This is a genomic window from Listeria sp. ILCC797 (assembly GCF_900186185.1).
GTDB lineage: Bacteria > Bacillota > Bacilli > Lactobacillales > Listeriaceae > Listeria > Listeria goaensis.
Genome location: NZ_FYBS01000009.1, coordinates 1 through 14182, shown reverse-complemented (window position 1 = coordinate 14182; position 14182 = coordinate 1). Strand labels below are relative to the sequence as shown.

General features: G+C 42.5%; 15 protein-coding genes. 7 read left to right on the top strand and 8 right to left on the bottom strand.

Translation table 11 applies throughout. The features are described 5' to 3' along the window. Positions 1-11: 11 nt before the first annotated feature. From BN1609_RS09820 to BN1609_RS09795, 6 genes are all read right to left on the bottom strand, one after another. Positions 12-833, bottom strand: a complete 822-nt coding sequence (locus tag BN1609_RS09820; RefSeq protein WP_088810638.1) for a PTS system mannose/fructose/sorbose family transporter subunit IID — start codon at positions 831-833, stop codon at positions 12-14. Further along, positions 814-1632, bottom strand: coding sequence for a PTS mannose/fructose/sorbose/N-acetylgalactosamine transporter subunit IIC (locus BN1609_RS09815; RefSeq protein WP_088810637.1), 819 nt, complete (start codon positions 1630-1632; stop codon positions 814-816). The genes BN1609_RS09820 and BN1609_RS09815 overlap by 20 nt, the downstream gene beginning before the upstream one ends. A 22-nt stretch (positions 1633-1654) precedes the next feature. Next, positions 1655-2122 carry a PTS system mannose/fructose/N-acetylgalactosamine-transporter subunit IIB gene (locus BN1609_RS09810; RefSeq protein WP_088810636.1) on the bottom strand — a complete coding sequence of 156 codons (468 nt, stop codon included), beginning with the start codon at positions 2120-2122 and terminating at the stop codon, positions 1655-1657. A gap of 13 nt (positions 2123-2135) precedes the next feature. Beyond that, a complete protein-coding gene (locus BN1609_RS09805; RefSeq protein ID WP_088810635.1) occupies positions 2136-2837 on the bottom strand; it encodes a GntR family transcriptional regulator in 702 nt (233 codons plus the stop codon). A 2-nt stretch (positions 2838-2839) separates the two neighbouring features. Then, positions 2840-3571 (bottom strand): GntR family transcriptional regulator, encoded by a 732-nt coding sequence (locus tag BN1609_RS09800; RefSeq protein WP_088810634.1) that lies wholly within the window; start codon positions 3569-3571, stop codon positions 2840-2842. 103 nt (positions 3572-3674) lie between these two features. Further along, positions 3675-4634 carry a helix-turn-helix domain-containing protein gene (locus tag BN1609_RS09795; RefSeq protein WP_255377368.1) on the bottom strand — a complete coding sequence of 320 codons (960 nt, stop codon included), beginning with the start codon at positions 4632-4634 and terminating at the stop codon, positions 3675-3677. A gap of 150 nt (positions 4635-4784) precedes the next feature. Between BN1609_RS09795 and BN1609_RS09790 the strand changes: the two genes are divergently transcribed. The 6 genes from BN1609_RS09790 to fucO all read left to right on the top strand — a co-directional run bounded on the left by BN1609_RS09790 (position 4785) and on the right by fucO (position 11190). After that, positions 4785-6092: an MFS transporter gene (locus BN1609_RS09790; protein ID WP_088810632.1), complete on the top strand. Its 1308-nt coding sequence runs from the start codon at positions 4785-4787 to the stop codon at positions 6090-6092. A gap of 1 nt (position 6093) precedes the next feature. Then, a complete protein-coding gene (gene rhaB, locus BN1609_RS09785; protein ID WP_088810631.1) occupies positions 6094-7527 on the top strand; it encodes a rhamnulokinase in 1434 nt (477 codons plus the stop codon). Continuing rightward, positions 7520-8791, top strand: a complete 1272-nt coding sequence (rhaA, locus tag BN1609_RS09780; protein WP_088810630.1) for an L-rhamnose isomerase — start codon at positions 7520-7522, stop codon at positions 8789-8791. Before rhaB ends, rhaA begins: the two co-directional genes overlap by 8 nt. An 11-nt stretch (positions 8792-8802) precedes the next feature. Beyond that, complete coding sequence (rhaD, locus tag BN1609_RS09775; protein WP_088839088.1) at positions 8803-9636, top strand: rhamnulose-1-phosphate aldolase; 834 nt, start codon at positions 8803-8805, stop codon at positions 9634-9636. A 12-nt stretch (positions 9637-9648) separates the two neighbouring features. Continuing rightward, positions 9649-9963, top strand: coding sequence for an L-rhamnose mutarotase (rhaM, locus tag BN1609_RS09770; protein ID WP_088810628.1), 315 nt, complete (start codon positions 9649-9651; stop codon positions 9961-9963). Between the two features lie 75 nt (positions 9964-10038). Further along, the gene (gene fucO / locus BN1609_RS09765; protein ID WP_088816143.1) at positions 10039-11190 is read left to right on the top strand and encodes a lactaldehyde reductase; all 1152 of its coding nucleotides are present in this window, start codon (positions 10039-10041) and stop codon (positions 11188-11190) included. Between the two features lie 26 nt (positions 11191-11216). On the opposite strand, the gene BN1609_RS09760 is transcribed toward fucO, so the two are convergent. Both BN1609_RS09760 and BN1609_RS09755 read right to left on the bottom strand, forming a co-directional pair. Beyond that, entirely contained in the window at positions 11217-11537 is a 321-nt protein-coding gene (locus tag BN1609_RS09760; RefSeq protein WP_208611159.1) for a nitrous oxide-stimulated promoter family protein, read from the bottom strand. Between the two features lie 12 nt (positions 11538-11549). After that, complete coding sequence (locus tag BN1609_RS09755; RefSeq protein WP_088816141.1) at positions 11550-12116, bottom strand: TetR/AcrR family transcriptional regulator; 567 nt, start codon at positions 12114-12116, stop codon at positions 11550-11552. A 220-nt stretch (positions 12117-12336) separates the two neighbouring features. Between BN1609_RS09755 and BN1609_RS09750 the strand changes: the two genes are divergently transcribed. Next, positions 12337-13827 carry a LysM peptidoglycan-binding domain-containing protein gene (locus BN1609_RS09750; RefSeq protein ID WP_088840810.1) on the top strand — a complete coding sequence of 497 codons (1491 nt, stop codon included), beginning with the start codon at positions 12337-12339 and terminating at the stop codon, positions 13825-13827. The last annotated feature ends 355 nt before the right edge of the window (positions 13828-14182 follow it).

Sequence of the window (14182 nt, the reverse complement as noted above, 5' to 3'; positions counted from 1 at the left end):
TTTCACCCGCTTTATTTTAATAATCCTGTAAAGGCTCCTAAAATTCCAATTCCTGCGATTAAAAGGAGTATCCAATGCGCTTTAAGTCCTTTTTTATCTAGCCAAAAGATGAAGAAAGTGAAGCCAAGCGCTAGAATCCCTGGAACAATGCCATCAAAAATACTTTGAATACTGACGGCTTCTTTTCCCGTACCGAATTTAAACGGCATATTTATGCTTACCATGGTGGCTACCATCGCGCCAACAACACCTAACCCAATAATGGACGCGCCATAAGATAATTTATCCATTAAACCTGTCTTTTGGATTTTCTCAATAAAGTTAGCTCCAATATTATAGCCGACAAACAAACCGTAATAACGAGTCAGAATAGCCGGAATATTGAAAATAAGAAGGAACAGAATGGGGCCTAAAATATTTCCCTGCAGGGCAAGTGAAGTCCCGATTCCCGTTGCAATAACGCGTAATGTTCCCCAAAAGAACGAGTCGCCAATTCCGCTTAATGGGCCCATGAGCGCCACTTTAATATTATTAATGGAGTCTGTGTCAAAATCTTTTTCTTTGGCAGCTTGTTCCTCCATCGCGATTGAAATCCCTAGCGGAAATGTAGAGAGCCACGGTGTGACGTTATAAAACTCTAAATGCCTTTGATAAGAAGCGATTTTTTGATCTTTGTCATTTTTAAAAATCTTATTTAGTGCTGGTAACATTGAAAATCCGTAACCGAGATTTGATTGCCGCTCATAGTTCCACGACCATTCCATTGTGAATGAGCGCCAGAAAACTTTCATCAAATCTTTTTTAGTGAGTACATCAGAATTCTTCATCTTCATAGTTAATCCCCCCATCATTTGCAAGAGCTGGTTTTGTCTGGTCATTTTTTGGCGAATTATCATTTTTGAGTGTCGCATAGCCAGTTAAAATTAGCGCTAAACAAGCGGCAAAAATGGCAACACCAGTAACAGGTACTTTTAAATAAACGGCTAAAGCAAAACCGAAAACAAAGAATACCGCATTCTTTTTATTAATCATTAGTTTAAGTAGTAACGCGAAACCGTAAGCTGGAAGAAGTCCTGTCGCAATCCCTAGACCCGTAATAACAAATTGCGGAATAGCATCAAGAACCGTTTGAATAACAGGGCTCCCGACAAGGTAAGAAACCGCGACGATAATCCCTATCGGCAAGTTAATGGATAAGAAGCCTCCCAGAAGCTGCATTCGACTTATCCCACTGGAATTCCCCTCCAAAGCATAGCGGTCAGCTTTATGCACAAAATAAGGTAGAACAAAGATAAAACAGAGATTTTTTACGACTAAAACAAGGGAAGCGATTGGAATCCCCAGCGCTAATGCTACCGCTGTGCTTTCCCCAGTCGCTATCGCAAAAGCAGTTCCTAAGATGCTGCCTGAAATAATCTCCGGCGGAATCGACGCACCGATGGAAAAGGAACCAACAAACGCTAATTCTAAAGTGGCTCCCATAATGATGCCCATCTGAACATCCCCCATAATAAGACCTGCGAGCGTACATGTTACAAGTGGCCTTGATAGCATGGATGAACCAAGTAAGTATTCTCCATTTGCAAGCATTGCAACCAGTGCCAACAAAATTGCTGTTACAATATTTTCCATAATTTAGCCCTTCTTTCTAAGTTTATGCCTCAAAAGTGACTTTCTTTTCGTTCGGTACTTGTTGGATAAAAATGTCAATATTCCGTTTTTTCAAATCGTTCAAGCGCTCAACTTCGTTCGCCGTCAGATTTACCGCCTTAGAAAAATTGGTCGTGCCTTCTCGCTGCTTCGTTCCACCTAAATTCAACATTGGAATTTTGCCATTTGTGCCTTCGATTAGTTTGTAAGCGTCTTCAACCGATTCCACTACAATGAGCAAGTTATACTTGTCTGTGACTCCGGAATTAATAGCTTGGACACTCTCTTCTATACTCTTCATTACTAACTTCGCCGCTTCAGGTTTAGCCAAACGAATGGCAGATTTTCGAAAATCATCTGCGGCAACGCTATCATTGGCGACCAATATCGTGTTTACGTCTAGTGCATTAAACCAGGATACCGCTACTTGTCCATGAAGCAAGCGGTGATCCACTCGTAGAAATTGAATCATTTTTTCTTCCTCCTTAGTTAAAATCGACTACATATTTGGTTGACTGGGCATCTTCATAACGATTTTGAATGGCAATGGGCACTCCGTTTTCTGCAAAAAACAGGCTACTTAATTTGAATACGGGGGCATTTTCTTGCACATGCATTGATTTTATTTGCTCATTACCGGCTAAAATAAGTTGAAGTTCCTGCTCAAGCTCAAACAATTTATATTTACCTGAATTGACAAGCTCTATGACATTAATAATTTGAAAATCATTCGCTTGTAAATCAGGATATAAACGCATTGGTAAAACAAGTATGTCTAGCGTTGTTGCGCGCTCATTTTTTTGAGTAAATTTAATGTAATAAATAAGCTCATTTTCCTTAACGCCTAATTTTGCCGCATAAAACTTCCCTGCTTTACGCACATAAAAGTCTTTTATTTCCTTTTTCGAGTCCTCATTGGTGTTATTTTTCATAACACCTGTCATCTCTAGAATGTTTTGCGCGGTTAATTTTGGCTGCACATAAAGTCCGACACCATTTTTTCGCATAACAAGCCCTTCATTTACAAGTAAATCCACCGCGCGGCGAATCGTAGTTCGGCTACTCGAAAAAATGTCCTGCAATTCCGTTTCATTTGGCATTAGCATTCCCGCTTTATATTCATCGCGATTAATTTTTTCTTTTATTTCTTGCGCGATTTTCTCAAAAAGTGGCTGTTTTACGCCCATCTTCACTCATCCTCCAAGTAATCAAAAATATGTTTCGCGTTGATTTTATATTTAATTTGATTACCAATAAGATACTGTTTACTATATTCCACTGGCTCATCATTTTGGTCGAACGCCTTACTCACAACCTCGAAAAGCGGCGTTTCAAGCGGGACTTTCAAGCTATCTGAAAGCTCCTCGTCCGCCGACACAAAGCGCAACTCTTCTCGCCCGTAGGTTGGCCGCGTTTTAAATTCCTTTTCTAAAACATGGTAGAGCGATCTATTGTTAAAATCGATTGCCGCAATACCCGCAAATCGCCGAATGTCTACGTACGATATTTCGAAAGAGAACGGCCTTCCAGAAACCTCCCGCAAACGAATTAATTTGAAAACCGGCTGATTTAAATCGAGTCCAAGAAATTGGTTGACTTCAGGAACCCCGTTCGCTACTTCATTTGAAACCACTGTAATGATTTGCTCACCGGGGAGCTGGCTACTCATTGAATTCATTTTCAAAATATTAATGGTTTGTTTCGTGTTGATGACCATGCCTTTGCGATTTCTTTTTTGCACGATGGCCTCTTTTTCAAGCGTATCAAGCGTCCGCCTGAGCGTTGTCCGGCTTACGCCTAGCTCTGTTTCAAGCGCGCGTTCCGATGGCATATCGATTTCACCACTAGCTGTTTTTTCTTGCACAAGAAACCGCAACTGCTCCTCGCTTTGAATAGCCGGCGATATGTCTTTGTACTCCATGGCGACACCTCCTAAAAAGATACAGCTAAATATATTTTTAATACCAACTTCATTGTAATCGCTTGCATTTTATTTGTCAATAGCTTTTCAAAAAAAGAAAGTATCACGGAGATACTTTCTTTTTTCGCCTTTCTAACGGGAGCGCTTCATATTTTGTTTTGTAGAGCGAGTAAAAATGCGTTTTGTTTTGGAAGCCGACTTGTTCGATAATAGCGTTAATGGGGATGTTCGTTGTTTCGATTAATAAATTGGCGGCGAAAATTTTTTGTTTGTTGACCAGTTCGGTGAATGTTTGGCCCGTTTTCTTTTTAATGACATTGCTTAAATAATTTTTATTGTAGCCGAGCGTATCAGCAGCTGTTGTAAGCGTTATATCACGGTATTCTTTTTCAATTAAGTGTAGCGTATTAAGCGCTACGTTGTCCGTTTCCGAGTGCAAACTGCGCACCTCATCCGACAAGTAAGTATCACATTTTCGGACGAGCTCAGTAAATAAAATCGGCAAGTATAGTGTGATAATTTTGGTTGAAAATTCTTCATCACGAAAATATTCGGTTATAATTTGATCTAAAATTTGCTGGATGTGCGGGATATTGGCGCTTTTGAAGATAATATATTTTTTCATACGGTTGCCAGAAACGCTGGAGTTTAACAAAAAATCATACACGAGACTGTTTTTCTTCTTTATTCCGGTCAGCCACTCTAGGTTAATATTTTTATCCCGAAAAAGAATGTTGATCAAAATATCCTCCTCGCCCATCGCTCCGATTGAGTGATGACAACCACTGTCGAGTAGCAGAAGTTCCCCTTTGTTTAAAACTTCGGGTTTTCCTTCAATCGTTTGATGACACTGTCCGCGGAGCATATAATTGAGCTCTAAAAATTGATGAGAGTGGTTCGGATAATCGGCAAAGCGGTTATGTTTACTGATGTAAATGTCTTTATTTCGAAAAAAGTATTCATTTAGCAAATTCATATTGCCATCTTTTTCAGAAAACGATTTTTTCGGGTAATCCATGATGAAATCGCCTGTTTCTTTTTGAACCTTTTCTTTACTGTTCATGCGGTATAACCTTGATTTAATGACCTCATCCACGATGCTCACCACCTGTATATTTGATACTATTATTATAATCCTACGTTATTGTAAACGCAATCATTCAAGAATATATTATAAGTAAGCGCTTAACAAAAATACGTAGGAGGGTTAATTATGAGTACAGTTGCAAAGGAGAGCAAAAAAGGAACCATCGCGGTATCCTTAACAAATTACTTAGACTCAGGTTGTATTGTTGCAGGTGCAAGTGGCTTAACTTTATGGGCCAGCGAATTTGGTTTAGATAGTTTTGCTGTAGGATTACTAGGTGCGGTGAGTGCGAATGCGTTTGGTTCTGCTTTTGGAGCGTTAATTGGCGGTCATTTGGCCGATAAATATGGTCGGAAATTCATTTACACATACAATATGCTGGTTTACATTTTAGGTGTTGCAATCATTATGTTTGCGATGAACTTTACGATGTTATTGCTTGGATTTTTAGTTACTGGATTGTCTGTTGGGGCAGGCGTTCCCGCTTCGTGGACGTATATTTCTGAAATGGCGAACCCGAAAATTAGAGCTAGAAATATCGGCATTTCACAATTTGCTTGGTCATGTGGCCCAGCGATTATCTTTACACTTGGTATTTTAGTTTCACCACTTGGGCTTTTTGGAAACCGCTTACTATTTTTATCACTACTTATTGTAGCTATTGTAGCTTGGTCGCTGCAACGCCGTTTAGATGAATCGAAAGACTGGGAAGCGGAGCAAGCAAAATTAAAAGCAGCGGGCACAAAACAGTCGCATCCATTCAAACACGCTTTTTCAAATATGATAAACATTAAATCGATTTTATTTTTAGTTGGCGTTTACATGTTTTGGAACTTGGTTGCTGGCGCAATGGGCTTTTTCATGCCATTTGTTTATGAAACGGTTGGCGGACTTACAAATACGCAAGCAAACTTACTTCAAGCTGTTTTATGGATTCTAACAGCCGCAGCTACTTATTTCGGATTTGCCAAATTTGGCGACCGTGTCAGTCACAGATGGTTATTTTTCGTCGGAGCCGCAATGGCAGTTGCCTCATGGGTTGTACTTACTTATGTTGGCATGTCTTGGGTTGGTCTTTGGACGTTCGTTATCCTTTGGGGAATTTCAGCAGGCATCGGGGCGCAAGCTTTTTATGCACTTTGGTCAACCGAACTCTTCCCGACGCAGTACCGCGGCGGAGTCCAAGGCATTATGTTCTTTATCGTTCGCGGAAGCGCCGGCATTTGGTCGATTATTTTCCCAGTTATTCTCACCAACCTTGGTTTCACTGTAGCAGGAACTATCATGATTGTTTTACTCGCTATTTCGCTATTCATTGGCGTCATTTGGACACCAAATACTCGCGGGCGGACACTTGATGATATCACGGAGGAACGTTACGGCGCTTTAAACAAAAAAGAAGTGAAAGCAACTCTTGCAAAGGAAAGTGATTGATGTGAAACACTATGTAGCAGTTGATATTGGGGCATCGAGCGGGCGACTTATTTTGGGAGAAATCGCGCAAGATAAACTCGTTTTACGGGAGGTGCACAGATTTAAAAATGGTTTTACGTTCCGAGATGGCCATGACCGGTGGGAAATCGACCAATTGATTCGCGAAATTTTCGCCGGGCTTACGAAATTAAAACAAGAAGGCATCGCAGAGTGTAGCCTTGGCATTGACACGTGGGGCGTCGACTATGTTTTGATTTCAGAGGAAGGGCAGAAACTGGCCGATCCGATTAGTTATCGCGACAAACGGACCGAGGATAAGATGACCGAAATGACCGCGCTTTACCCAAAAGACTTTATTTACAAAAAAACCGGGATTCAGTTTTTGGAATTAAATACACTCTACCAATTGTACGCGGAGGACAAAAACCAAATTAAGAAGGCAGACAAAATTTTGCTCATCCCTGATTATATTGGCTACGTATTAACGGGTAAAATGGTCGCTGAAACGACGAATTCGTCTACAACACAAATGCTTAATTTGCGGGAACAATTGTTTGACGCTGAGCTTCTCGCCCACTTAAATATCGACCCGAACAAGTTTGCCAAATTGACGGATGCGGGAACGACGCTTGGCGAATTGCTTCCAAAATGGTACGACGAATTCGACATTCCAACTTGCGAGGTCATTACAGTGGCGACGCATGATACCGCTTCAGCAGTCGTTGGAACGCCGCTTACTGGTAGTAATTCCGCCTTTTTAAGTAGTGGAACATGGTCACTCCTTGGCACGGAATTATCTGCGCCCATTACAAGCGACCGCGCCTTTCAGGAAAATTATACAAATGAATGGGGCGCATACGGGACGTATCGCTTTTTGAAAAATATTATGGGACTTTGGATTGTGCAGGAAATTGCTCGTCAGGCGGGGCATTCGATTTCGTTTGCGGAGATGGCTGAGGAAGCAAATCGTTATCCGTATTTTACGAGCGTTATTGATGTGAACGACGCCCGTTTTAACAATCCGGAAAACATGATTGTAGAAATTCAAAATTATTGTCGGGAAAATGGGCAGCCGGTGCCGGAGTCAATTGGGGAGCTGACAAACTGTGTTTATTCGAGCCTCGCCATTTGTTACCGGGACGCACTAAAGACGCTAGCTGAAATTACCGGCGAACAAGTTCAGTCGCTCCACATTGTTGGCGGAGGCAGTAATGTTGCCATTTTGAACCAATTGACAGCTGATCTTGCGGGCATTCCCGTTTACGCTGGACCAAGCGAGGCGACGGCCACCGGGAACTTATGCGTGCAAATGATAACAAAAGGCGTCTTAAAAAATATGTCTCACGCAAGAAACATCGTTCGTTCTTCTTTTCATATAAAAAAATATGTTCCAAAAACGAGCGATTTAATTTTAGGAGGGAAAATCAATGAGTGAAGTAGAAAAACGTTATGAGAGCGCAAAAAGCCGTTATGCGGCGATTGGTGTAGATACGGAGGCGGCTCTTCGGAAGCTGCAAGAAATCAAAATCTCGATGCACTGCTGGCAAGGCGACGATGTGAAAGGGTTTTTAAATCCTGGCGGCGAACTGACTGGCGGCATTATGGCAACGGGCAACTACCCTGGTGTGGCGACAACGCCGAATGAGCTCCGCGCTGATTTAGAGAAGGCTTTTTCGTTAATTCCCGGGAAACATAAAGTGAATTTGCACGCGATGTACGTGGATACGGATGAAAAAGTGGATTTAGATGAGATTGAGCCAAAACATTTTGAAGGTTGGGTGAACTGGGCGAAGGAACACGGGCTTGGACTTGACTTCAATCCGACTTTCTTTTCGCATCCGATGTTTAAAGACAATTATACGCTTGCTTCTCCTGATCAAACGGTTCGCGATTTTTGGATTGAGCACGGGAAACGTTCACGGAAAATCTCGGAATATTTCGGGCGCGAATTAGGGCAAACGAGCATTAACAATTTCTGGGTTCCAGATGGTATGAAAGACAATCCAATTGACCGTCTGACACCTCGAAAACGCCTAATGGAGGCACTTGATGAAGTTTTTGCGGAAAAATTGGATGAAAATTTCACGCAAGAATCAGTTGAAAGCAAACTTTTCGGTTTGGGCGCTGAAGCGTATACAGTTGGCTCTCATGAGTTTTATATGGGGTACGGTTTAACACGTGATAAATTAATTTGTTTAGATGCTGGGCACTTCCATCCAACCGAAGTCATTTCAAATAAACTTTCCTCCTTAGCTTTATTCAGCAAAGGGGTTATGCTCCACGTAAGCCGGCCAGTGCGCTGGGATAGCGATCATGTTGTGCTCATGGACGATGAGCTTGTCGAGATTGGCCGTGAGCTTGTGCGTAATGACTTATTGCCGATTACAAATATCGGGCTCGATTTCTTTGATGCGACGATTAACCGTGTCGCTGCCTGGGTTGTCGGCGTTCGCAACACCCAAAAAGCACTTTTAAAAGCACTCCTTGAACCGACCGCTGATTTGAAAAAAATGGAGCTTGCAAACGACTTTACATCGCGTTTAGTTTTCACAGAGGAACTAAAAGACTTTCCTTACGGGGATGTATGGAATTATTTCTGCGAGCAAAACGGCGTTCCAGTTGGGCTTAACTGGCTTACGGACGTGCGTGATTACGAAGAAAGTACGCTGTTAAAACGAAACGCAATTTTAGAACGATAGGAGTCTTAAAAATGGTGAATCAAATAGTAAACAAAATTGAAACTGCCCCTTTTGTAGAAGAAATGGTCGAAACGGCAAGCAATTTGTACCGCCTAGGCTGGGATGAACGAAACGGCGGAAATATTAGTTACTTGCTTTTCGAGGAAGAAATCGCGCCTTATTTGGATGCTAGCAAAACTATCCGCAACATTCCAATGGATTTTGATGGCAGTGCTCTAATCGGCAAATATTTTTTAGTAACGGGATCAGGCAAATATTTCAAAAATGTGCGAAAAGCGCCTAGCGAAAATATTGGTATTATCCGCGTTACAAATGACGGGAGAAGCGTAGACCTCCTTTGGGGACTTGAAAACGGAGCTGTGCCAACAAGCGAACTTCCTTCTCATTTTATGAGCCATATCGCGCGCCTCTCTGTCAACCCAAATAATCGCGTTGTCATGCACTGTCACGCGACGCATCTTTTGGCGATGACTTTCACGCACAATTTAGATGAACGCCTCTTCACCAGAACACTTTGGCAAATGTGTACAGAATGTCTGGTCGTCTTTCCAGATGGTGTTGGCATCATTCCTTGGCTTATCCCGGGGACGAACGAAATTGGCACGGCGACTTCGGAAAAGATGAAGGAAACTCGCCTCGTCGTTTGGCCGCATCACGGTATTTACGGGGCCGGCGAAACGATGGACGAAACATTCGGTCTAATTGAAACCGCAGAAAAAGCCGCGCAAGTTTACACGATTGTCCGCGCACAAGGCGACGTTTTACAAACGATTACCGATGAACAATTGCACTTGCTCGGCGAACGCTTTGGCGTCACCCCAAAAGCCGGTTATTTGAACATATAAGGAGGAATCCACATGGAACGCATTGCACAACTCATGTATTTGTACCCAGACAAGCAAGAGGAATACAAAAAACGCCACGACGAGCTTTGGCCTGAGCTTGAAGCCGCATTAAAAGCGCACGGGGCAAGTAATTACTCCATTTTTTTGGACAAAAACACCGACATTTTATTTGCGTATCTGGAGGTCAGTGATCTTTCGCGGTACAACAAAATCGCGGACACTGAAATTTGCAAAAAATGGTGGGCATACATGGCGCAGATAATGAAAACAAATGAGGATAACAGTCCTGTCACAAAAGATTTACGTGAAGTATTTTATTTAGCCTAGCGAGTTACGGGTCGCCAGTTGCGGCCCTTTCGCGCATTGTTTTTTGTGATATTTCGAACAAAGGAGAGGATTTTTATGGTAAACCGCATGATTTTAAATGAAACTTCGTATTTTGGGAAAGGTGCGATTTATAAAATTGCGGATGAGGTTCAAAAACGTGGATTTCAAAAAGGCTTTTTGGTGACGGATAGCGGCCTAGTTGATGCGGGTGTGGCCAAACGCATAACGGACATTCTGGATGAACACCAATTGCCGTATACGGTTTTTGATGGCATCACGCCAAACCCTAATTTAGCGGTCGTAAACGCCGGCGTCGCTGCCCTAAAAGCGTCTGGCGCTGACTATATTTTGGCGCTCGGGGGAGGTTCCCCAATTGACGCGGCCAAAGCACTTGGCATCATTTACGCAAATCCAGAACACGCGGGCATTTTAAGCCTAGAGGGAGAACCTGGAACTAAAAACCCGAGCTTGCCAATTTTGGCTGTCCCGACAACATCAGGAACTGCTGCCGAAGTGACGATTAACTATGTGATTACTGACGAGGCCAACAACCGCAAATTTGTTTGCGTCGACCCGCACGATATCCCTGTATGCTCTTTTATTGACAGCGACATGATGATGGGCATGCCGAAAGCGCTTTGTGCCGCAACAGGAATGGACGCTTTAACCCACGCCATCGAAGGTTTTATTACAAAAGGGGCTTGGGAGCTAACCGACACCTTGCACTTAAAAGCCATCGAAATAATTAGTCACGCCCTTCCTGCTTCTGTAGACGGTGATTCAGCTGCACGCGAAAAAATGGCGCTCGGTCAATATATGGCTGGAATGGGCTTCTCAAACGTGGGGCTTGGCCTCGTTCATGGCATGGCTCACCCACTAAGCGCTTGGTATAACGTACCTCACGGAGTTGCCTGCGCCGCACTTCTTCCGATTGTGATGGACTACAACAAAGACTTTACGGGGGAAAAATATCGAGAAATTGCCCGTGTCATGGACATTCCAAATGTTGAAGCTTCCTCAATTGACGAGGTTCGCATAAAAGCCGTAGAAGCCGTGAAATCACTCGGCAAACAAGTTGGCATCCCACAAAACATCACCGAACTCGGCGTTCTAGAAACTGATTTAGAAGCCATTGCAAAAGATGCCCTTAAAGATGTCTGCACTGGCGGAAATCCGCGTGAAACTAGTTTAGAGGACATTTTATCACTTTATAAAGCGATGTTATAAAAAACGCCAGGGAGACCTGGCGTTTTTTAACTCCTCATATTCTTAATTACATGGCGAACAGCCCAAATTGGGTGGTGAAACAGCATTCTCGGACCTGAAAAGCGCATAACTTGCTTGATTTTATCGCGATAGTCGGCGCGGTAGCAATGAACACTACACTTCTCACACGTGCCTTTTTCTTCACCAAAACGGCAAAAATCCAAACGTTTCATCGCATAATTTTGCAAGTCTTGACAAGTATCGCATAAGCACGGCGTATGATGGTTTTTCTTGCAATATAGCTCAATCATTGCTGTAACCGTCTGACGTTCACGCGTGATTTTCGGTCCATTGTTCACTATTCTCATTCCCATTCGCCTCTATTTCATTAATTTATCCAAAACATTTGTTAAAAGTTCCGCATTAATCGTAATTTTAGGCGGTCTCGCATAAATCGTATCATTGACCCGCTCAACCATCGTTAATAAGATCACACTGTTTAAAACAAGGGAAATTGTTTCCGATTGTTCCGATTTCTCTTTTTCGCGCATGAATTGCTTAATTTTCTCCCCAACTTTTAGATATAAATATTCAATTATGGTCGGATTGATGAATTCCATGTCCTTACTGCCCATTTCTTTCACCGAAATAACCATAAACGCTTGGTATTTATCATAAAGAGTGAGAATAAATTCACTGGCCTCTTTTAAAAAGCTGTGACTGTCTTCAAAATCGCGCTCAAAAAAGCGATTGATTTCCTCTTGCATCATCTCAAATTGGAATTCAAGAGTCATATGAATCAAATTTTCTTTGCTTTTAAATTTTTTAAAAATGGTCGCCTCATTAATTCCCGCCGCTTCAGCGAGTTGGCGCGTAGTGGAACCTTTAATGCCATTTTGAGCAAGCATTTTAAGCGTTGCCTCCATAATTGACTCTTTCGTAATCACTTGTTTTCTCCTTCCTTGCACACAAAGCAAGTACTTACTTAACAAAAGTATAGCAGAGGATGAAATGTTGTTCAAGAGGTGTCCTCTTTTGACTAATAGTCTGCAGAATCACAGAACTGTAATCTGTTTGAAATAGCAACTGAAAGGGAAAAATGGGATAATGATAACTAAATTAGTGTACCTAGCCCGGGAAGATTTCCCTCAAAAGGAGTGACCATGTTTGAACAAAACAAGAAAAGAGAGGATTTTAGCTGCCCGCAAAAACGGACAGTTAAATAAAAAGAAAAGCGCTCTACAAACAGGAGCGAAAGTTGCAAGCTTTACAGCTATCGCAAGTACAGCTTTAGTCCCTGCGTTTTCAACTGTAGTGAGTGCAGATGAAGTCGCAAACAACAGTCAAAACGATAAGACACCTGCGAAAACATTAGAAAATCAGCGTGCCGCTACCGGAGGAAAAGAAACGGTTTCCGTTAAACCACTCGTAAGTTATTCTTCAGGCGCAACGTTTAGTAACTTTCAAAAAACGACACTAAAAAGCACAGCTTCGGTTCAAAGTTTTATCAATCAGATTAGTTTAAGTGCTTCCCAAATTGCTACTGCAAATGACTTGTATGCTTCCGTCATGATTGCACAAGCGATTCTAGAAAGCGCCTACGGAACAAGCGCCCTCGGTTCAGCGCCAAATTACAATTTATTCGGCATAAAAGGCACATACAACGGACAATCCGTTTTAAAACAAACGTTAGAAGATGACGGCAATGGCAATTATTATCCTATTAACGCTCATTTCCGCAAATATCCGTCATACCACGAATCTTTGCAGGACTATGCGCGCGTCATCCGAAACGGTCCGTCATGGAACCCGAACTACTATGCCGGCGCTTGGAAAAGCAACACATCATCTTATCTCGGCGCCACCCAAGCACTGACCGGAACATACGCAACCGACACAAGCTACTCCGTCAAACTAAACAACCTGATCAAAACTTATAACTTAACTCAGTACGACACACCCGGAAGCGGAACAGGTTCAGGAAACATCGTCGGCAGTACTTATTATACTGTGAAAAAAGGCGACACCTTGTGGAGCATAGCTACGCGCCACGGATTGTCTGTCTCGAATTTAAAATCATTAAACAACTTAAAGAGCAACACCATTCACATCGGGCAAAAACTCGTCATAAAACAAGGCACACCTAGTGGTAGCAGCAATACATCGGCCACGACATACAAAGTAGTTTCTGGCGACACGCTTTGGCGAATTGCTACAAAATACAAAACGACACCCGCCAATCTTAAAGCTTGGAACGGCCTAAAATCCGATACCATTCGTGTCGGACAAGTTTTAAAAGTGAGCGCAGGTAGTACAAATACCGGCGGAAGCGGAAGTTCAACCACTGCCACGTACACCGTTAAAAAAGGTGACACACTTTGGAAAATCGCAACAGCCAACAAAACGACTGTCGCAAATATTAAGTCTTGGAATAAACTACCGTCAGACTCCATACGAGTTGGGCAAAAGCTCATCGTTTCAAAATCCGCTAACACACCGTCTAGTTCAAAACCAAGTACAGCAAGCTACACCGTAAAAAAAGGTGACACGTTATGGGGTGTTGCCTCAAAAAACAAAACTTCCGTCACCAAATTGAAGTCCCTCAACAAACTAACAAGCAACACGATTTATGTTGGGCAGAAATTGAAATTGAAATAAAAAAAGGAGTTGCGGCATCTTGCAACTCCCAAAAGTTAGACTTCTGTAGAGTGGCTCTTCCCACTCTACTTTTTCATGTGGTAGATTGCTTCCTTTAGCAAAATTTGCCAACCAATTTGTCTGGTTCGTCTTGTTGTTTCATCGGCAACATAATCCACATCACCTTTTCCAACTAGATATTCTTGTACAATCGTTAACTTTAATTCTTTCAGGAGTTCTTCGCTACCCCTTCTATACGTCGATGCTCCCGCGTTTTAGTTGGGCGATCAATGTGCCTAAATTGGCCACCACTTTATCCGCCTGTTTGTCCAGTGCGAGAACCGCCGCCGCTTTGTTATCACTTAACTGATACTTA